The following is an 18244-nucleotide window of genomic DNA, read 5'->3' as shown; positions in this document are numbered from 1 at the left end:
AACTTGCAGGACGGTCATGTCAGAACAAATTCCCGACAATGCGGTTGCAGAGAAAACGCCCGTCCGGCTGGATGAGGTGGACCGCAAAATCCTGTCCCTGCTGCAGGAGGATGCCAGCCTGTCGCTGGACCAGATCGCCGAGCGGGTGGGGGCCTCGAAAACCCCGGTCTGGAACCGGATTCGCAAGCTGCGCGACGCCGGCGTGATCCGCCGGCAGGTGGCGATTCTGGACCCCGAGGCGCTGGGGCTGGAGGCCTGCTTCTTCGTGCTGATCCGCACCAGCGAACATGACAAGGACTGGGCCGCGCGCTTCCTCAAGGCCCTGCGCGAACGCCCCGAGGTGGTCGAGGCGCATCGGCTGGCGGGCGACATCGACTATATCCTGAAGGTGCAGGTCAGGAACGCGCGGGCCTATGACCGTTTCTACCAGTCGCTGATCGGCGAGGTGAAGATCCACAACGTCACCGCGCTGCTGTCGATGGAGGAGATCAAGTCCTCCAGCGCGCTTCCCATCCCGGATGCGGCGGGCTAGGCTGCCCGCGTTCCGCGCGGTGCAAACGATGAAGGGGGCCGCATGACCGGCGAATACGTGATCTGGCACAACCCGAAATGCTCGACCTCGCGCTTCGTGCTGGCGGCCATGCGCGAGGCGGGGATCGATCCGGTGGTGCGCGACTACCAGAGGGATGCGCCCTCGGCCGCGGAACTGCGCGAGGCCTTGGCGGCGCTGGGCATTCCGGCGCGGGCGCTGCTGCGGCGCAAGAACACCCCCCATGACGAGCTTGGCCTGGGCGATGCGGCGCTGGACGAGGCGGCGCTGGTCGCGGCGATGGCCGCGCATCCGGCGGTGATCGAGCGGCCGGTGGTCTTCACCCCGCGCGGCGCGGCCCTGTGCCGCCCGAAAGAGAAGATCTTCGAGCTGCTGCCGGGACAGGGCGGCTGATGCGGCTTCTGCCCCTGCGCGATCCCGGCCATCTTCCGGCGCTGGATCCCGGCCTGCTGCCGGAAGGCCCGCTGCCGGGGCAGGATCCCGCAGGCCCCCCGGTCCGGGTGCTGCTGCTGTATGGCAGCCTGCGCGACCGCAGCTATTCCCGCTTCGCCGCCGAGGAGGCCGCCCGCCTGCTGCTGCGCATGGGGGCCGAGGCGCGGATCTTCGACCCCTCGGACCTGCCCTTCCCCGACGCGCATCGCGACCTGCATCCGGCCGTGGCCGAACTGCGCGCGCTGGCGCATTGGGCCGATGCGATGGTCTGGTCCTCGCCCGAGACGCATGGCCAGATGTCGGCGCTGATGAAGGCGCAGATCGAGCATATCCCGCAATTCATCGACGGGGTCTGCCCGACCCAGGGGCAGGTGCTGGCGCTGATGCAGGTCTGCGGCGGCAGCCAGAGCTTCAACGCGCTGAACAACATGCGCATCCTGGGGCGCTGGATGCGGATGCTGACGATCCCGAACCAGTCCTCGGTCGCGCGGGCGCATCACGAATTCGACGCCGAGGGGCGGATGCGGCCCTCGGCCTATTACGACCGCATCGTCGACGTGGCCGAGGAATTGCTGCGCTTCGCCCTGCTGACCCGTCCGCATCGCGCGCTGCTGGCCGACCGCTATTCGGGGCGGGCGGCCGATCGGCGCTGAGGCGGCCTATTCGTCCACGACGTTCAGGATCTGCGGCAGCGCCGGGCAGGGCAGCAGCTGGTTGCGGGCCACGTCGGCCAGCGTGTGGTTGTGCAGGAAGACATAGACATGCGCCGACAGGCTCTCCCACAGCCGGTTCGACAGGGTCTGCGCCCGCGATCCCGACACCCCGCCCGAGGCCCCCGCCCCGACATGCATGGCGCTGACCGTCTCGTCCACGGCCTCCAGCACCTCGGCGATGCGGATCGTCTCGGGCGCGCGGGCCAGCCGATAGCCGCCGCCGGGGCCGCGGACCGAGGTGACCAGCCCCGCCCGGCGCAGCCGCACAAACAGCTGCTCCAGATAGGGCAGCGAGATGTCCTGCCGCTTCGAGATCTCGGCCAGGGAGGTCAGGTCGTCGCCCTTGGCGATGGCCAGGTCGACAAGCGCGATGATCGCATAGCGCCCCTTGGTGGACAGTTTCATCGCTTCTCCTCCGGTATTCGGCCGGGCCGGTCGGCCGGTCCATTGACGGCTGGCATATGCCTGCGCTATCCCGCCTTGGCCTGTTCCTTGCGCAGATCGTGCAGACATCCCAGATAGCTGGTCTAGAAGCCATGCGCCAATGCGTCAAGAAACTCACCAGCCTCGAAGGAAGACGATGCCAGAGCTGATTTTTCCCGGACCCGAAGGTCGCCTTGAGGGTCGCTACCACCCCCAGCCCGGCAAGCCCGACGCGCCCATCGCCATTGTCCTGCATCCGCATCCGCAATTCGGCGGGACGATGAACAACCGCGTCGTCTATAACCTGCATTACGCGTTCCACAACATGGGCTTCACCGTGATGCGGTTCAATTTCCGCGGGGTCGGGCGCAGCCAGGGCGAATTCGACCAGGGCATCGGCGAGCTGTCGGATGCCGCCTCGGCGCTGGACTATCTGCAGGCGATGAACCCGAATTCCAAGCATTGCTGGGTGGCGGGCTTCAGCTTCGGGGCCTGGATCGGGATGCAACTGCTGATGCGCCGCCCCGAGATCACCGGCTTCATCAGTGTCGCGCCGCCCGCGAACATGTATGATTTCAGCTTCCTGGCGCCTTGCCCCTCCTCGGGGCTGATCGTGAACGGCACCGCCGACCGGGTGGCGCCGCCCAAGGACACGCATTCGCTGGTCGGCAAGCTGCGCGAGCAGAAGGGCATCACCATCACCCACGAGGAGATCGAGGGCGCGGATCACTTCTTCCGCGACGACGAGGCCCATATGAAGCCAATGATAGAGCTGGTGCAGAACTATGTCCGGCGCCGGCTGACCGAGACCACGCGCTAGGGGCGGCTTGCCCTGGAAGGGGGCGGATATGGACAGGCTGAGCCGTCACGTCGGGTTCCTGAACGAGGCCGACCGGCTGAAATCGGTCCATCGCGCGAATGTGCTGATGGACCTGTCGCGGCCCGAGAACAGCGCCGAGCACAGCTGGCATGTGGCGCTCTACGCAATGGTCTTCGGGGCCTCGGACCGGGCGATCCGGATGCTGATCCTGCATGACCTGGTCGAGATCGACGTGGGCGACCATCCGATCCACCTGGCCCACGACCCCGGCCATGTCGCCGATGCCGAGGCGCGCGCGGCCGCGCGGATCCTGGGCCTGTCGCCGGATGGCGAGGACCTGCTGGCGCTGTGGCACGAATTCGAGGGCGACAGGGGCGAGGATGCACGGATGGCGCGGCGCATGGACCACGGCCAGCCGCTGTTCCAGGTCCTGTCGGCCCCCGTGCCGTTGCGGGACCATGTGCGGATCGTGCGCGACAACCTGCATTCCGGCCGCGCGGCCCGGCTGCGGGCGGAATGGCCTGACGCCTTCGCCCTGGCCGAGGCGATGCTGGAGGGCGAGCGTCCCGGCGAATCGGACCTGGCCGCGCGGCTGCGCTTCCTGGCCGAGGCCGACCGGCTGAAGACGGTCCATCGCGCGAATACGCTGATCGACCGCTCGCGGCGCGAGAACAGCGCCGAACACAGCTGGCACCTGGCGCTTTATGCGCTGGCGCTGGCGGATCAGGCGCAGGCGGGCGTCGATATCGGGCGGGTGATCCGCATGTTGCTGCTGCATGACCTGGTCGAGATCGACGTGGGCGACGTGCCGCTGCATTCGGCGGCGGGCACGGCACATGGATCGGCCGAGATCCAGGCCGCCGAGGCGGCCGCCGCGCGGCGGATCTTCGGCCTGCTGCCGGGCGCGCAGGGGGCGGAATTCATGGCGCTGTGGCAGGAATTCGAGGCGGCCGAAAGCGCCGATGCGGTCTTCGCCAAGGCGCTGGACCGCTGCCAGCCGGTGCTTCAGAACCTGGGGTCGGGCGGCGCGGGCTGGGTCGAATACGGCGTGACGCTTCGCGACGTGGAAAGCCGCGTCGGCCGCTGGATCATGCCCGGCGCCCCGGCGCTGTGGGACTGGCTGCACCACCGCTTGCGGCTGCATTTCGGCTGATCGGCCCGCGGCCCCGCCACGCGCCGCTGGCCTGGCGGCGGGGCCGGCTGCCTCAGCTTGCCAGCGGCTGCCCGTTCGCGCTGTGGCGCGCCGCCAGCTTGCGCGCGCGCTTGCCGGCGACGAAGGGGCGCGCGCCCAGCACGGCCTGCGGATCGTCCAGCAGTTCCGGGAAGATCGCGCGGATCTCGGCCTCGGCCTCGGCGCCCAGGGCCGCGACCGCCATCGGGCCGGGATAGAGCGATTCCGTTTCCGCGCCATTCGACATCAGCACCTCGTGATGGTCGAACATCAGGTGCAGATAGGTGACTTCGGCCGCCTCGTGGTCGATCTCGATCCCCGGAATTTCCACCAATTGCTTGGCCGGGACCAGGATCTCGGCGGCGCCGAACATCCGCGCGGCGATGGCCGAGCGCACCAGGATGCGATGCTGGGGCGAGACCACCAGGTCCTGCGCCGGCTGGCCGGCCCCCAGCGCGCCCGCCCGGATGCGGATCGGGCGCAGCTTGGGATTGGCGGCAAGCGCGTCCGCGCCCAGCCGGCGCGTGCCCCGCCAGCGGATCGGCTGCGGGCCGTGGTCGCGCGTCCAGACCAGGTCGCCCACCGACAGCGCCTCGACCGGGCGCTGGCCGTCCGGGGTGCGGATCATCGTGCCGGCGGTGAAGCAGGGCACGATTTCGATATCGAAGATATTGGGGTTGAACGAGATCGTGGCCGCATAAGTGGTGCTGGGAAGCGGCGTGGCCGAGATGACGGTGACGCCGCGCAGGCCCTCGATATCGTCCCAATCGTTGACCGAATCCCGAGAGGGGCGGAAGAACACATCGCCATTGGCCATCTGGATGCCGACGCCGTTTTCCTCGCGGGTCGTGCCGTCGGGCATGGTCAACTGGTAGCGGACGCTGGCGAAACCGGTGATCTGGCTTGTGACAATGCCGCCTGCAGAAGGCGAATCATATGTCATGTTCGAAGGGCCGTTTGCATGGCCGTTATAGGTCGTGGCAAAGGCTTGGTCGGTTATCGGCCGCCCCCACCGGTCATAGCCGGTGATGATCGTCCGGGTTTCCCCCGTGACTTCCACGGCGCGGATCTGGTTGGGGCCGAACGCCGTATAACCGATGGTGGAATCCGCGTCTGCCTGGGAAAGCGGCGTGCCGGGGTCCGAGTTGACCTGCGGTTGATTGCCAAACCAAAGCCAATTCACTGTCGCGGGCATGACGCCTCCAAAATGATACTGGTTACACACACTTAATAGGGGCATTCACTACCACGGTTTCGCGCCGGGGGTATCTGTTTTTTTTGGGCAGGTTTTTAGGAAAACTGGTGGCATCGCCGCTGTCCGCTTGCGCCGGGTGGCGCGCGCGGCCTGCAGATCGCGCGGAAATCGGCATACAATCGCATACCGTCTTTCAATCCATCCGCTTTCCGGCTATAGCCCGGCCAGCACGAATCCAACGCCAAAGGGAGACATCCATGTCGAAGATCAAGGTCGCAAACCCTGTCGTCGAGCTCGACGGCGACGAGATGACCCGGATCATCTGGGACTTCATCAAGCAGAAACTGATCCTGCCCTATCTGGATGTCGACCTGAAATACTATGACCTGGGCATCGAGGAGCGCGACCGGACCGACGACCAGATCACCGTGGACGCGGCCGAGGCGATCAAGAAATACGGCGTCGGCGTGAAATGCGCCACCATCACCCCCGACGAGGCGCGGGTCGAGGAATTCGGCCTGAAGAAGATGTGGCGCAGCCCCAACGGCACGATCCGCAACATCCTGGGCGGCGTGATCTTCCGCGAGCCGATCATCTGCCGCAACGTGCCGCGGCTGGTGCCGGGCTGGACCCAGCCGATCATCGTCGGCCGCCACGCCTTCGGCGACCAGTATCGGGCCACCGATTTCCGCTTCCCCGGCGCGGGCAAGCTGACCATCAAGTTCACCGGCGAGGATGGCGAGACCATCGAGCACGAGGTCTTCCAGGCCCCCGGCGCCGGCGTCGCGATGGCGATGTACAACCTGGACGAATCGATCATCGACTTCGCGCGGGCCAGCATGAACTATGGCCTGGTTCGCGGCGTGCCGGTCTATCTGTCGACCAAGAACACCATCCTCAAGGCCTATGACGGCCGCTTCAAGGACCTGTTCCAGAAGGTCTACGAGGAAGAGTTCGAGGAGAAGTTCAAGAAGGCCGGCATCCATTACGAGCATCGCCTGATCGACGACATGGTCGCCTCGGCGCTGAAATGGTCGGGCGGCTATGTCTGGGCCTGCAAGAACTATGACGGCGACGTGCAGTCCGACACCGTGGCGCAGGGCTTCGGCAGCCTGGGGCTGATGACCTCGGTGCTGATGACGCCGGACGGGAAGATCGTGGAATCGGAAGCGGCCCACGGCACCGTCACCCGCCACTATCGCGAGCATCAGAAGGGCAACGCGACCTCGACCAACTCGATCGCGTCGATCTTCGCCTGGACCGGCGGGCTGAAGCACCGCGCCAAGCTGGACGGCAACGAGGCGCTGAAGACCTTCGCCGAGACGCTGGAGAAGGTCACCGTGCAGGCGGTCGAGGACGGCTTCATGACCAAGGACCTGGCGCTGCTGGTCGGGCCGGACCAGAAATGGCTGACCACCATGGGCTATCTGGAAAAGGTCGACGAATACCTGAACAAGGCGCTGAACTGAGCCGCCGCAGGATGCAGGAAGGCCGGGCTTAGCCCGGCCTTTTTCGTCGGGGGGATCCGCATGGTCGAAAGCTGGACATTCTGGGCGGTGCTGTCGGCGGTCTTCGCGGCGCTGACGGCGATCTTCGGCAAGGTCGGCGTGGCCGGGGTCGGCGCCGATTTCGCGACCTTCATCCGCACCGTGGTGATCCTTGCCGCGCTGGCGCTGATCCTTGGCGCGACCGGGCAGTGGCAGGGGGTCGGCGGCGTCTCGGGGCGCAGCTGGCTGTTTCTGGTCCTGTCGGGGCTGGCCACCGGGGCCAGCTGGGTCTGCTATTACCGGGCGCTGAAGCTGGGCGACGCCGCCCGCGTCGCGCCCATCGACAAGCTCAGCGTGGTGCTGGTCGCGCTGTTCGGCGTGGCCTTCCTGGGCGAGCGGCTGAGCCTTGCGAACTGGGGCGGGGTGGCGCTGATCGCCGCCGGCGCCGTGCTGGTCGCCTGGCGCTGAGCGCCGGATTTGCGGCTTAACACCGGCCGGCATCTGGGATAAGAGGCGGCAAGCCTCAGCCGGAGCCCTGCCATGAAAGCTGCCGTCGTCACCTTTCCCGGATCGAATTGCGACCGCGACCTTGCCGTCGCGCTTGAACAGGCCGGGGCCGATGTCGCTCGCGTCTGGCACAAGGACGAGGCGCTGCCCGCGGGGACCGATCTGGTGGCGGTGCCGGGCGGGTTTTCCTTCGGCGACTATCTGCGCTGCGGGGCCATCGCCGCGCATTCGCCCATCGCCGCCGCGCTTCGCGACCATGCCACGCGCGGCGGCTATGTGCTGGGGATCTGCAACGGCTTCCAGGTCCTGACCGAGCTGGGCCTGCTGCCCGGCGCGCTGATGCGCAATCGCGGGCTGACCTTCCTCTGCCGCCCGGCGGTGCTGCGGGTCGAGACCACCGACAGCGCCTTTACCGCCGGCTATGCCAAGGGCCAGCAGATCACCATTCCGGTCGCCCATCACGACGGCAACTATCAGATCGGCGCGGAGGGGCTGGCCCAGCTGAAGGACCAGGACCGCATCGCCTTCACCTATGCGCCCGAGATCAACGGCTCGGTCGCCGATATCGCCGGGGTGCTTTCCGCCAACCGGCGGGTGCTGGGAATGATGCCGCATCCCGAACGCGCGGCCGATCCGGCCCTTGGCGGGGCCGATGGTTTGCCGATGTTCAGGGCATTGGTGAAGGACCTGGTGAACGCCTGACTTGAGCGGCGGGCGTTCTGGGCATAAATTGCGTCAGTTGAGCATTTTAGCCGGACCCGCGCCTTGAGCGATGACAGCGATATCAGACGGCGTCGCCCCAGGCGTCGGAGCGATGAGCCGCAGCGGGCCAATCCGTGGTGGCTGCGCTCGGCGTTGGCGCTGTTCTTCCTGACGGCGGCGGCGGCGATCTGGACGACCAATGCCTGGCTGACCGAGCGGTTCTCGGAGAATACCCGCGTCCGGGCCGAGCTGCGGCTGGCGCTCTATACCGGCAACCTGATCTCGGAATTGCAGCGGACCGCGGTCGTGCCGCTGCTGCTGGCCCGCGACCCGGCGCTGATCGGATCGCTGAACAACAACGAATTCTCGACCACCTCGGCGCGGCTGATCGCGGCGCAGAAGGAAATCGGCGCGGCATCGATCCGACTGCTGGACGCCTCGGGCCGGACGGTGGGCTCGACCGACCGCTACCAGATCGGCACCAACCAGGTGACGGCGCCCTATTACGTCGAGGCGCTGCGGTCGCGCGATACGGTCTTTACCGTCTATAATCATGGCTCTGGCGCCTATGAATTCACCTATTCGCGGGCCGTGATCTCGGACGGGCGGACGCTTGGGGTGATCGTCGTCGGCACCGACCTGACCCGGCTGGAACGGTCCTGGTCCGGGATATCCGACGCGGTCGCCGTGACCGACAGCGAAGGCCAGATCATCCTGGCGACCGAGCCGCGCTGGCGCGGCCTGACCCTGCCCGAGGCGCTGTCGGTGCGCTCGGCCCCCTCGGCGATCCAGCGCGCCTTCCAGGTCACCGCGGACTGGACCAACAACCCGGCCGACGCCTATGTCCAGGGCCGGGCGGTGATGCAGAACGAGGCGCGTGTGCCGTTCCGCGGCTGGCGGATGATCAGCTTCACCACCTACGAATCCATCCGCGAACGGGTGAACGCGGTCCTGGCGCTGGAGATCATGGGCTTCGCCGTCCTGCTGGCCGCCGCCTTCTATCTTCTGTCGCGCCGGGCGCGGATGCAGTCCGAGGCCTATATGCGCGAATCGGCCGACCTGCGCGAGCTGAACCTGCGCCTGACCAGCGAGATCGCCGCCCGCGAACGCGCCCAGAAAGAGCTGCGCGTGGCCGAGCAGACCGTGCAGCAAAGCTCGAAACTGGCGGCGCTGGGGGAAATGTCGGCGGGCGTCAGCCACGAACTGAACCAGCCGCTGGCGGCGATGAAGACCTATCTGGCCGGGGCGCGCCTGCTGTTGCAGCGCGGCCGCAGCGAGGAGGCGCTGTCCAGCTTCCAGCGCATCGACGACCTGATCGAGCGCATGGGCGCCATCACCCGGCAGCTGAAATCCTATGCCCGCAAGGGCGGCGAGGCGGTCGAGCCGGTGGACCTGCGCAAGGCGGTGTCCTCGGCGCTGACCATGATGGAGCCGCAATTGCGCAACGGCACCATCCGCGTCACCCGCGCCGTCCCCCGAGAGGCGGTGACGGTGCTGGCCGACCGGATCCGGCTGGAGCAGGTGATCATCAACCTGCTGCGCAATGCCGTGGACGCGGTGAAGGACCGCCGCGACGCCCGGATCGACATCACCGTGCAGGCCGGCGCTCACGCCTATGTGTCCGTTCGCGATAACGGGCCGGGTGTTTCCGATCTGGAAAAACTGTTTGAACCCTTCTGGACAACGAAGAAGCCCGGCGAGGGAACCGGGTTGGGTCTGGCGATCTCCTCGACGATCGTTGCCGATTTCGGAGGCCGCCTGACCGCGCATAACGAAACCGAGGGTGGCGCCGTGTTCAGCGTTGAACTGCCATTGCATCGGCCGGGCGAGACGCAACAGCCGCTGGCGGCCGAATGAAGATCGAAAAAGGAGTGACCGTATGTCGCGCAAGTTGAAGATCGCGATCGTGGACGATGAGCCGGATATGCGCGAATCGATCAGCCAGTGGCTGGTGCTTTCCGGGTTCGAGACCGAAAGCTATGCCAGCGCCGAGGATGCGCTGAAGGTGATCGGGGCCGACTGGCCGGGCATCGTGGTATCGGATATCCGCATGCCGGGCATGGACGGGATCAGCTTCCTCAAGCGGCTGATGGGCATCGATTCCGCGCTGCCGGTGATCCTGATCACCGGCCATGGCGACGTGCCGATGGCGGTCGAGGCGATGCGGCTGGGCGCCATGGATTTCATGGAAAAACCCTTCAATCCCGACCGGATGAGCGCGCTGGCCAAGAAGGCCACGCAGGCGCGGCGGATGACGCTGGACAACCGCGCCCTGCGCCGCGACCTGTCCGAGGGCCAGCAGGTCATGTCCAAGCTGATCGGCACCAGCCCGGTCATGGATCGGCTGCGCGAGGATATCCTGGACCTGGGGCAGGCCGACGGCCATGTGCTGATCGACGGCGAGACCGGCACCGGCAAGACGCTGGTGGCCCATGCGCTGCACGCGGTCGGCCCGCGCGCCTCGAAGAAATTCGTGCCCGTGTCCTGCGCGGCCTATAACGACGAGGCGCTGACCGCGCGGCTGTTCGGCCCGCTGGAGGACGGCATCCCCGCGGTCGAGGAGGCGCGCGGCGGGACCCTGTGCCTGGAGGATATCGAGGCGCTGTCCGAACCCTTGCAGGCGCGGCTTCTGGCCTTCATCAGCGACCAGGGCACCCCCGCCGAGACGCGAATCATCGCCATCTCGAACGCCCGCGCGGAAGGCCGCAAGGCCGAGGATTCGCTGCGCCCGGACCTGTTCTATCGCCTGTCCGCGCTGAAGATCACCCTGCCGCCATTGCGCGCGCGGGGCGAGGACATCCTGGCGCTGTTCACCCGCATGAGCGAGCAGTTTTCCGAGGAATACGGCTGCGAGCCGCCGCAGGTTTCCGCGCAGGAGGCCGCGCAGCTTCTGCAGGCGCCCTGGCCCGGCAATATCCGCCAGCTGATCAACGTGGCCGAACGCGCGGTCCTGCAGAACCGGCGCGGCTCGGGCTCGATCGCCTCGCTGCTGATGGCGGATGGCGACGACAACCAGCAGGCCACCACGACCGAGGGCAAGCCGCTGAAGGAATATGTCGAGAGCTTCGAGAAGATGCTGATCGACAACACCATGCGCCGCCACAAGGGCAGCATCGCCAATGTCATGGAAGAGCTGTGCCTGCCGCGCCGGACGCTGAACGAGAAGATGGCGAAATACGGCTTGCAGCGCGGCGACTACCTGTAGGCTTCGCTTGGCGCGTCTGCCGCAAAAAGAAGCGGGGGCGGTAATCCGCCCCCGAATCCTTTGATCCCTCTCGCCGTCACCGAACACTCTTGAACACAGGCAAAGCCCGCGAGGCTGGGATCCTGTTCTTTCAGCCGCCAGAACACGCGGCGCAACATCGCACCATTTACCCGTCACCACTTACAAGACGGGGTCCCGCGCATCCCCTGCAGGGATGTCCGGGTCAGACAACCAGATACACAGAAACCGGCAAAAACGGTCTCCCTCGTCCTTCACACGACCTCCGGCAAGGCCGGAATTGCGAGCCGCAGAAAGCCTGCCCACCGCCGAAGAAAACGGGTGGAGTGGGTGGCGGTATCTTTGGAAAACTGTCTGGCAGGTCCTTCCCTCGGATCGCAGGGCCAATCTACTTTGACTCGCGGATCAATCAACCTGTCCTTTTGGTCAAATGCCTTGCTTCCCGATGCGGGTTTGTTTCAGATCAATGGGTTGAGGAAAATCACTACAATTCTAGCGGGTTTTCTTTCCGCTTTCGCGATAGGTGGCGCAAGGTAAAACATCCGGCAGTTGTCGCACCCTGCTTGCGGCCGGTGAAATCCGCTCGGGCCTTGCGTCGGAAGGGGCGCGGGTTTAACCCCGCAGGACAGCAGAACAAGGCGTCCCGACAATGAGCGATACATCCGCCAAGGGTCTTCACCCGCGCACCCGTGCTGTCCATCACGGCACCCGTCGCAGCCAGTATGGCGAGATGGCCGAGGCCATCTTCCTGACGCAGGGCTTCGTCTACGATTCGGCCGAACAGGCCGAGGCGCGGTTCCAGGGGACCGGCCCCGACGAATTCATCTATGCCCGCTACGGCAACCCGACCAGCCGGATGTTCGAGGACCGCATCGCCGCGCTGGAGGGGACCGAGGACGCCTTCGCCACCGCCAGCGGCATGGCGGCGGTCAACGGCGCGCTGTTCGCGCTGTGCGCGCCGGGCGATCATGTCGTCGCGGCGCGGGCGCTGTTCGGGTCCTGCCTCTATGTGCTGGAGCTGCTGGCCAAGTTCGGGGTCGAGGTCAGCTATGTCGATGGCGCCGACCTGGACCAGTGGAAGGCGGCGCTGCGCCCCGGCACCAAGGCGGTGTTCTTCGAATCGGTCTCGAACCCGACGCTGGAGGTCGTCGACCTGAAGGCGGTGTCGGACCTGGCCCATGGGGCGGGCGCGCTGGTGGTGGTGGACAATGTCTTTGCCACGCCGGTCTTCTCGAAGGCGGTCGAGCTGGGCGCCGATGTGGTGGTCTATTCCGCGACCAAGCATATCGACGGCGGCGGCCGGGCGCTGGCCGGGGTGATCTGCGGCAGCCGCGACTATATCCGCGGCACGGTCGAGCCCTATCTGAAACATACCGGCGGCGCGATCAGCCCCTTCCACAGCTGGATCATGCTGAACGGGCTGACGACCATGGACCTGCGGGTGCGGGCGCAGGCCGACAGCGCGCTGCGGATCGCCCAGGCCATGCAGGGCCATCCGGCGCTGAGCCGGGTGATCTATCCGGGCCTGCCCGACCATCCCCAGCACGGCCTGGCCATGGCGCAGATGGGGTCGGGCGGGACGATGATCGCGCTGGAGGTCGCCGCCGGCAAGGAGGCCGCCTTCGCCGCGCTGAACCGGCTGGGGATCGTGCGGATCTCGAACAACCTGGGCGATGCGAAATCCATCGTCACCCATCCCGCCACGACCACGCATCAGCGGCTGTCGGACGAGGAGAAGGCGCATCTGGGCATCACGCCGGGCCTGTTGCGGCTGTCGGTGGGGCTGGAGGACGCGCAGGACCTGATCGCCGACCTGAACCAGGCGCTGGAGGGCTGAAAAGCCGCAAAGGCGCCATATCGGGCCGGATTCGGGGTGAAAAACCGTTTCCGGCCCTTTAGAACGGGGGGCGCGGGCCCCATATCTGGCGCCGCTGTCCCGCAAGGAGGATGACCGCATGACCGAAGCCCGTCCGATGGTCCCGGCCTATCCGGCCCTGGTCCGCGAATATGACGCGGATTTCCGCGCAGGTCCGGACTACAAGGCGGGGCTGCCCGACCTGCAGAACGGCCCGGCCAGCCTGATCGTCGGCGCCCGCGCCCCGATCCAGCATGTCGGCATCTCGAATTTCCGCCTGCCGATCCGCTATCAGACCCGCCCCGATTCGCTTCATGGCGGCGGAGAGATCCAGCTGGAGACCAGCGTGACCGGCACGGTCAGCCTGGAGGCCGACCGCAAGGGCATCAACATGAGCCGGATCATGCGGTCCTTCTACGGCCATTCCGAACATCTGTTCAGCGTCAAGGTGCTGGAGGCCGCGCTGGACGACTACAAGGCCGATCTGGACGCTTTCGACGCGCGCATCCAGATGCGGTTTTCCTATCCGATCCGCGTCGAGTCGCTGCGCTCGGGCCTGTCGGGCTGGCAATATTACGACATCGCGCAAGAGGTGCTGGAGCATCGCGGCCAGCGGCTGCGGATCATGCATTTCGACTACGTCTATTCCTCGACCTGCCCCTGTTCGCTGGAACTGGCCGAACATGCGCGCGAGACGCGCTCGCGGCTGGCCACGCCGCATTCGCAACGCTCGATCGCGCGGATCTCGGCGGTGATGAAGGGGCCGGAAAAGTTCTGGTTCGAGGACCTGGTGGACATGTGCCGCCGCGCCGTGCCGACCGAGACGCAGGTGATGGTCAAGCGCGAGGACGAGCAGGCCTTCGCGGAACTGAACGCCTCGAACCCGATCTTCGTCGAGGATGCGGTGCGCGCCTTCGCCAAGCAGCTGCAGGACGACCCGCGCATCGGCGATTTCCGCGTCGTGGCCAGCCACCAGGAATCGCTGCATTCGCATGATGCCGTCAGCCTGCTGGTCGAGGGGCCGACCTTCGCGCAATCCTCGCTGGACCCGATGACCTTCGCCGGGCTGCGGGCCTGAGCGTCCTTCTGCGTCCGGCGCGCCCGTGATCCGGGCGCGCGAGCGGGCTTATTCGGCCGGGGCTTCCTGGTTGCGATGGCCGGGCCGGGCGGCGTCGAACTGCACCGGATGGACCTGGCCCAGCCAGGTCTCGGTCAGCGGCGCGCCGTCGCGCGACAGATAGGCGCGGATATCGGCGGTATCGACGCCCTCGGCCGAGATGTCGAAGACCAGCCGCCAGCGATCCGTGCCGACCACCGGCAGGGCATAGGCCTGTTCCAGCGTCACCCCCTCGGGGACGGTGATCTGCGGCTCGACCCCCTCGTCCTGGCCGAGGCCCGACAGTTCCCAGCCCTGGAAGTCGATGACGATCTTCAGATGCCCGTCCGGGCGCGGCTGGCCGGGAACGCCGCCCGCGCCGATCCGCGTCGCGACGGTCTTGGCCAGCTCGCCATCATCCGGGGCGTCCTTGACCCAGTGCAGCGCATAGTCGAAGGCCAGCTCGCTGCCCGCCTCGGGGGGCTCGGCCGGGTTCCAGAACGAGACGATATTGTCATAGATCTCGTCATCGGTCGGGATCTCGACCAGCTGGACCTGGCCCAGGCCCCAGTCGCCGCGCGGCTCGATCCAGACCGAGGCGCGCTTGTCGTAGAAGACGCCGTCATCCTCGTAATTGGCAAAGTCGCGGTCGCGCTGCAGCAGGCCGAAGCCGCGCGGGCTTTCGGTCATGAAGCTGGAGGTGATGACCCGGTCGGGATTGTTCAGCGGCCGCCAGATGCGTTCGCCGTCGCCCATCACCATCATCAGCCCGTCGGCGTCATGCACCTCGGGGCGCCAGTCGAAGCCCAGCACCCGGTTGGTTTCCGAATACCAGTACATCGAGGTCAGCGGCGCGATGCCCAGCCGCGCCACCGAGGCGCGGAAGAACAGGCGCGAGGCGATCTCCATCTTCTGGCCCTCGTCGCCCTCGCCGTCGCGGATCTCCATCCGGTAGGCGCCGGCGACCGAGGGGCTGTCCAGCAGCGCGTGGATGATGACGTCGGTCTCCTCGTCGCCCTCGGGCGCGGGCTCGACATAGAATTCGGTGAAGCGGGGGAATTCCTCGGGCTCGGCCATGCCGGAATTGATCGCCAGCCCGCGCGCCGACATGCCGTATTGGTCGAACGGCCCCGAGGTGCGGAAATACGAGGCGCCCAGGAAGCTGATCCAGTCGCTCTGCAGCCCCTCGTCCATCAGCCTAAAGCCCGCAAAGCCCGCCTGGTCGGACAGGGCATGGGCGGGGCTGTCCTCGGGCATCTCGAAGAAGCGGCGGTCATACAGCACCTCGCGGGCCATGCCGTCCTCGACCACGCTCATCTTCACCGGCGTGCGGAAATAGGTGCCCAGGTGGAAGAACTGCATCGGCATGTCGCCGACCGTGACCGTCGCGTCAGGCTGGAAGCGGATCTTCCAATGCGCGTCATAGTCGATGCGCTCCAGCACCTCGGGCTGGTCGACCTGCGGCTCGGCATAGGGGCTGGCGGCCAGTTCGCGGGCGCGCTCGGTCAGGATCTCGAACGAGAAATCCTGCGCCTCGCCGAATTGCGGCGCGAAGGCGGCCTGCTGGGCAGCGGGGGCGGGATCCTGCGCATGGGCAGGTGCGGCAAGCGGGGCGGCAAGGCCCATGGCAAGGGCGATCAGGCGAAGGGCGGGGCCTGGGGCAGGTCGCAATTTGGCTTCTCCCTGGTTGGAGCGAAAGAACATTGAAGTTTCAGGATCATGGCGAGCGGTAACATATCGGTATGATGCGCCCCGCCGGCAGGCAAGCGCCGAGTGGCCGCCGGGGACGAATCGAGACCCGCCTGCGGGAAATTGCCAACACCAGGCGCAGGCCCTGCGGGGGCGCGCGCGAATTCATGCTGATGGCCGGCGATCCGGCGCCTGCCGCGGCGTCGCAGGGAACCGGAGCCCGGCTGGCGAAACATCCGGCCGGGCCGCATTTCGGCAGCCAAAACAATGGGTGACGCGGCAAATCCGTGATAGGATCAATGCAGGAGGGCATGTCATGTTCAAGCATATTCTCACGGCAACGGATGGGTCCGAGCTGTCGCAGCGCGGCGTCGAGATGGCCACGAGGCTGGCGATGGCCTTCGGAGCGAAACTGACCATCGTGGCGGCGTCCGAGCTTCGGATGGGGGTCGTGGCCGCCGAGGGCTATATCCAGCCGGACGATTTCACCCGGATGCGGGACGTCTCGCTCAAGCAGGAACGCGAGCATCTGGCCGAGGCGGGCGCGCTGGCGCGCCGGATCGGCCTGCCCGAGGCGCTTCTGCGCACCGTTCAATGCGACGAGACCGACCCTGCCGACGCGATCGTCCACAAGGCTGCCAGCCTCGGCTGCGACCTGATCGTGATGAGCTCGCGCGGCCGGCGGGGGCTGACGAAGCTGGTCCTGGGCAGCCAGACGGCAGAGGTCCTGGCGGGGACGCAGGTCCCGGTGCTGGTGGTCAGATAGCGGGGCCTGCGATCGGGCGGACCGCGCCGGTGGTTTCGGCCCTGAACCGGCATCGGGCGGGGCGCAGCCTAACCCCGATGGCGCCGGGCGCCGGTGAATGCCCTCGCCCGGTTCTCGCGCTTGCCCGAACCGGCGTCTTGATCGCGCCTTGGCCGGTGGCGGGGATCGTCTGGGGCAGCACGACGGAAGGACAAGGGCCTGCCCGTTCCAAGGCAAATTCTGCGCAAGGTTTTGAATTCGCTGGTGCCGCCAGAAGGATTTGAACCCTCGACCCCCTGATTACAAGTCAGGTGCTCTACCAGCTGAGCTATGACGGCGATCCATCGTGCCTAGCACGCCGATGCGCCGACTCGCAACCCGTCTGTCCGCCCGCCCCGACCGGCCGCGCCTCAGCCCTATCCGGGTAAGCGTCCCCGCCCGCGACAGCCACGACGCCTGGGCTGCCGAACCGCCCAGCCGGCGAATGACGGGCTTCGAGGTGATCGGCCGGAGCTTCCGAACCGATGAGCGGACAGGCATATCGGCCGCGATCACCGCAGGCCAGCCAACCGCCTTCCCAAGAGCCCGGAATCAACTCCGCGCGGCCGATGGCCTGCCCACCTTTCCGCGGTGTCAGGTGGCGGTTCCAGCATCCCGTATCCGCGTGATTTTCGATAATTTACGAATATAAATCAGACTGTTGTGCGGGGGCGCGGAGAATTCGGACTCCATCCCGACAGACCGGGGTTGACACCATCTGCCCCCCTATATAGGTAGCCCCTCGTTGGGCCCGTAGCTCAGTTGGTAGAGCAACTGACTTTTAATCAGTGGGTCACAGGTTCGAATCCTGTCGGGCTCACCATTTTTCTATTTGTGTCAAGCGACACTAGTAAGTATCGCAAACGACAGTAAAACTATCTCAAACGACAAGCGAGATTAACTCAACCCTCGATTTCGGGGGTTTTGAGGCGTTTTGGGCGGACACGGAAAAGCCCCGCCGAGCCAGTCAACGGGGCGATACTTTTCGTGTGAGCGGAAGTCAGATCGCGATGATCGGGGCAGCTTCCTCGTGCAGGTAGATCTTGCTGCAATGCTCGGGTAGCCGGATCGGCCAGACCTCTGCCTTGTCGAGCCGGGCGGCCACATGTTTGGCCTGTGTGCCAAGCGCGTGGGCCATCAGCCCGAGCGGCAGGTATCTGGCAAGGAATCGGTCCAGTTCCTGCGGAGATACCCGTGACTGAGGGTATCGCGTGCGCGGCCCCCGCACTCTCTTGCTGGCGATTATCCCCGTGCGGAGCAGCAGGCTGATGGTGGAACTGTTGACATGGAGCCGCTTGCGAAGATCGTCATGTCTCAGGCCCTCCACGGACTGGACCGCGAAGTGGTCCAGCACCTCATCCAGGTTCAGAAGCACGGCAGGCAGTCCGTCAGCGCCGCGCCCTCGCGCAGAACATGTTCGGCCAGGTTCACCCGCGCCCCCTCCGCTTCATGCCGCGCGCGCCCCGCATCTTCTCTGATGCTGTGACCGCCCCCCGACGGCATCTGTGTGCCAAGGTGGGTCTGCAATGATCCACAAAGGAGAGCGGTCATGTCGGAGATTATCACGGTCGGACTCGATTTGGCGAAGAATGTGTTT

Annotated in this window: 18 protein-coding genes and 2 tRNA genes; 14 read left to right on the top strand and 6 right to left on the bottom strand. The window is 66.5% G+C overall.

Annotation, left to right across the window (positions count from 1 at the left end; genetic code table 11):
* Positions 1-16: 16 nt before the first annotated feature.
* Genes C9E82_RS20170 through arsH form a run of 3 tightly spaced genes read left to right on the top strand, consistent with a single transcriptional unit; the run spans position 17 to position 1635 of the window.
* Entirely contained in the window at positions 17-532 is a 516-nt protein-coding gene (locus tag C9E82_RS20170) for an Lrp/AsnC family transcriptional regulator (protein WP_119897891.1), read from the top strand.
* 42 nt (positions 533-574) lie between these two features.
* On the top strand, positions 575-943 hold the full coding sequence (arsC, locus tag C9E82_RS20165) for an arsenate reductase (glutaredoxin) (RefSeq protein WP_119897890.1): 369 nt from the start codon (positions 575-577) through the stop codon (positions 941-943).
* Complete coding sequence (arsH, locus tag C9E82_RS20160; RefSeq protein ID WP_119897889.1) at positions 943-1635, top strand: arsenical resistance protein ArsH; 693 nt, start codon at positions 943-945, stop codon at positions 1633-1635. The genes arsC and arsH overlap by 1 nt, the downstream gene beginning before the upstream one ends.
* A gap of 6 nt (positions 1636-1641) precedes the next feature.
* On the opposite strand, the gene iscR is transcribed toward arsH, so the two are convergent.
* Positions 1642-2100, bottom strand: coding sequence for a Fe-S cluster assembly transcriptional regulator IscR (gene iscR, locus C9E82_RS20155; protein WP_119897888.1), 459 nt, complete (start codon positions 2098-2100; stop codon positions 1642-1644).
* 175 nt (positions 2101-2275) lie between these two features.
* Between iscR and C9E82_RS20150 the strand changes: the two genes are divergently transcribed.
* Together C9E82_RS20150 and C9E82_RS20145 are read left to right on the top strand one after the other, a co-directional pair.
* Entirely contained in the window at positions 2276-2938 is a 663-nt protein-coding gene (locus C9E82_RS20150; RefSeq protein ID WP_119897887.1) for an alpha/beta hydrolase, read from the top strand.
* A gap of 28 nt (positions 2939-2966) precedes the next feature.
* On the top strand, positions 2967-4091 hold the full coding sequence (locus C9E82_RS20145) for an HD domain-containing protein (protein ID WP_119897886.1): 1125 nt from the start codon (positions 2967-2969) through the stop codon (positions 4089-4091).
* A gap of 52 nt (positions 4092-4143) precedes the next feature.
* Here C9E82_RS20145 and C9E82_RS20140 read toward each other — a convergent pair whose 3' ends face one another.
* Entirely contained in the window at positions 4144-5052 is a 909-nt protein-coding gene (locus C9E82_RS20140; RefSeq protein WP_240643513.1) for a Hint domain-containing protein, read from the bottom strand.
* A 509-nt stretch (positions 5053-5561) separates the two neighbouring features.
* Between C9E82_RS20140 and C9E82_RS20135 the strand changes: the two genes are divergently transcribed.
* The 7 genes from C9E82_RS20135 to folE2 all read left to right on the top strand — a co-directional run bounded on the left by C9E82_RS20135 (position 5562) and on the right by folE2 (position 14156).
* On the top strand, positions 5562-6773 hold the full coding sequence (locus C9E82_RS20135; RefSeq protein WP_119897884.1) for an NADP-dependent isocitrate dehydrogenase: 1212 nt from the start codon (positions 5562-5564) through the stop codon (positions 6771-6773).
* Positions 6774-6833: 60 nt separating this feature from the next.
* Positions 6834-7259 carry an EamA family transporter gene (locus tag C9E82_RS20130; protein ID WP_119897883.1) on the top strand — a complete coding sequence of 142 codons (426 nt, stop codon included), beginning with the start codon at positions 6834-6836 and terminating at the stop codon, positions 7257-7259.
* Between the two features lie 72 nt (positions 7260-7331).
* Positions 7332-8000 (top strand): phosphoribosylformylglycinamidine synthase subunit PurQ, encoded by a 669-nt coding sequence (gene purQ / locus C9E82_RS20125; protein WP_119897882.1) that lies wholly within the window; start codon positions 7332-7334, stop codon positions 7998-8000.
* Between the two features lie 81 nt (positions 8001-8081).
* On the top strand, positions 8082-9857 hold the full coding sequence (locus C9E82_RS20120) for a sensor histidine kinase (protein WP_420849819.1): 1776 nt from the start codon (positions 8082-8084) through the stop codon (positions 9855-9857).
* Positions 9858-9879: 22 nt separating this feature from the next.
* Entirely contained in the window at positions 9880-11205 is a 1326-nt protein-coding gene (locus C9E82_RS20115) for a sigma-54-dependent transcriptional regulator (protein ID WP_119897881.1), read from the top strand.
* A 667-nt stretch (positions 11206-11872) separates the two neighbouring features.
* Positions 11873-13060, top strand: a complete 1188-nt coding sequence (gene metZ, locus C9E82_RS20110; protein WP_119897880.1) for an O-succinylhomoserine sulfhydrylase — start codon at positions 11873-11875, stop codon at positions 13058-13060.
* A 118-nt stretch (positions 13061-13178) separates the two neighbouring features.
* Complete coding sequence (gene folE2, locus C9E82_RS20105) at positions 13179-14156, top strand: GTP cyclohydrolase FolE2 (RefSeq protein ID WP_119897879.1); 978 nt, start codon at positions 13179-13181, stop codon at positions 14154-14156.
* Between the two features lie 48 nt (positions 14157-14204).
* Here folE2 and C9E82_RS20100 read toward each other — a convergent pair whose 3' ends face one another.
* Positions 14205-15845 (bottom strand): OpgD/OpgG family glucan biosynthesis protein, encoded by a 1641-nt coding sequence (locus C9E82_RS20100; protein WP_240643512.1) that lies wholly within the window; start codon positions 15843-15845, stop codon positions 14205-14207.
* A 334-nt stretch (positions 15846-16179) separates the two neighbouring features.
* Here C9E82_RS20100 and C9E82_RS24645 point away from each other — a divergent pair, with 334 nt between their 5' ends.
* A complete protein-coding gene (locus tag C9E82_RS24645) occupies positions 16180-16629 on the top strand; it encodes a universal stress protein (protein ID WP_170162054.1) in 450 nt (149 codons plus the stop codon).
* A 241-nt stretch (positions 16630-16870) separates the two neighbouring features.
* Here the strand turns inward: C9E82_RS24645 and C9E82_RS20090 are convergent.
* Positions 16871-16946 (bottom strand) — tRNA-Thr (locus tag C9E82_RS20090).
* A gap of 448 nt (positions 16947-17394) precedes the next feature.
* Between C9E82_RS20090 and C9E82_RS20085 the strand changes: the two genes are divergently transcribed.
* Positions 17395-17470 (top strand) — tRNA-Lys (locus C9E82_RS20085).
* Positions 17471-17647: 177 nt separating this feature from the next.
* Here C9E82_RS20085 and C9E82_RS20080 read toward each other — a convergent pair.
* Both C9E82_RS20080 and C9E82_RS24870 read right to left on the bottom strand, forming a co-directional pair.
* The gene (locus C9E82_RS20080) at positions 17648-18022 is read right to left on the bottom strand and encodes a hypothetical protein (RefSeq protein ID WP_119897877.1); all 375 of its coding nucleotides are present in this window, start codon (positions 18020-18022) and stop codon (positions 17648-17650) included.
* The coding region (locus tag C9E82_RS24870) for a hypothetical protein (RefSeq protein WP_205962161.1) at positions 18013-18244 on the bottom strand (232 nt) is incomplete at its 5' end. The genes C9E82_RS24870 and C9E82_RS20080, both read right to left, overlap by 10 nt.

It is taken from the genome of Paracoccus sigandri (genome assembly GCF_003709565.1).
Taxonomy (GTDB): Bacteria; Pseudomonadota; Alphaproteobacteria; order Rhodobacterales; family Rhodobacteraceae; genus Paracoccus; species Paracoccus siganidrum.
The sequence above is the reverse complement of the archived record's forward strand: the minus strand, read 5'-3'. Positions and strand labels throughout refer to the sequence as shown.

Coding starts and splice junctions, on each gene's coding strand:
- arsC (WP_119897890.1), top strand. CDS start 575: ATGACCGGCGAATACGTGATCTGGCACAACCCGAAATGCTCGACCTCG.
- C9E82_RS20130 (WP_119897883.1), top strand. CDS start 6,834: ATGGTCGAAAGCTGGACATTCTGGGCGGTGCTGTCGGCGGTCTTCGCG.
- C9E82_RS20170 (WP_119897891.1), top strand. CDS start 17: ATGTCAGAACAAATTCCCGACAATGCGGTTGCAGAGAAAACGCCCGTC.
- C9E82_RS24645 (WP_170162054.1), top strand. CDS start 16,180: ATGTTCAAGCATATTCTCACGGCAACGGATGGGTCCGAGCTGTCGCAG.
- purQ (WP_119897882.1), top strand. CDS start 7,332: ATGAAAGCTGCCGTCGTCACCTTTCCCGGATCGAATTGCGACCGCGAC.
- C9E82_RS20115 (WP_119897881.1), top strand. CDS start 9,880: ATGTCGCGCAAGTTGAAGATCGCGATCGTGGACGATGAGCCGGATATG.
- C9E82_RS20145 (WP_119897886.1), top strand. CDS start 2,967: ATGGACAGGCTGAGCCGTCACGTCGGGTTCCTGAACGAGGCCGACCGG.
- metZ (WP_119897880.1), top strand. CDS start 11,873: ATGAGCGATACATCCGCCAAGGGTCTTCACCCGCGCACCCGTGCTGTC.
- C9E82_RS20135 (WP_119897884.1), top strand. CDS start 5,562: ATGTCGAAGATCAAGGTCGCAAACCCTGTCGTCGAGCTCGACGGCGAC.
- C9E82_RS20150 (WP_119897887.1), top strand. CDS start 2,276: ATGCCAGAGCTGATTTTTCCCGGACCCGAAGGTCGCCTTGAGGGTCGC.
- arsH (WP_119897889.1), top strand. CDS start 943: ATGCGGCTTCTGCCCCTGCGCGATCCCGGCCATCTTCCGGCGCTGGAT.
- folE2 (WP_119897879.1), top strand. CDS start 13,179: ATGACCGAAGCCCGTCCGATGGTCCCGGCCTATCCGGCCCTGGTCCGC.
- iscR (WP_119897888.1), bottom strand. CDS start 2,100: ATGAAACTGTCCACCAAGGGGCGCTATGCGATCATCGCGCTTGTCGAC.
- C9E82_RS20140 (WP_240643513.1), bottom strand. CDS start 5,052: ATGACATATGATTCGCCTTCTGCAGGCGGCATTGTCACAAGCCAGATC.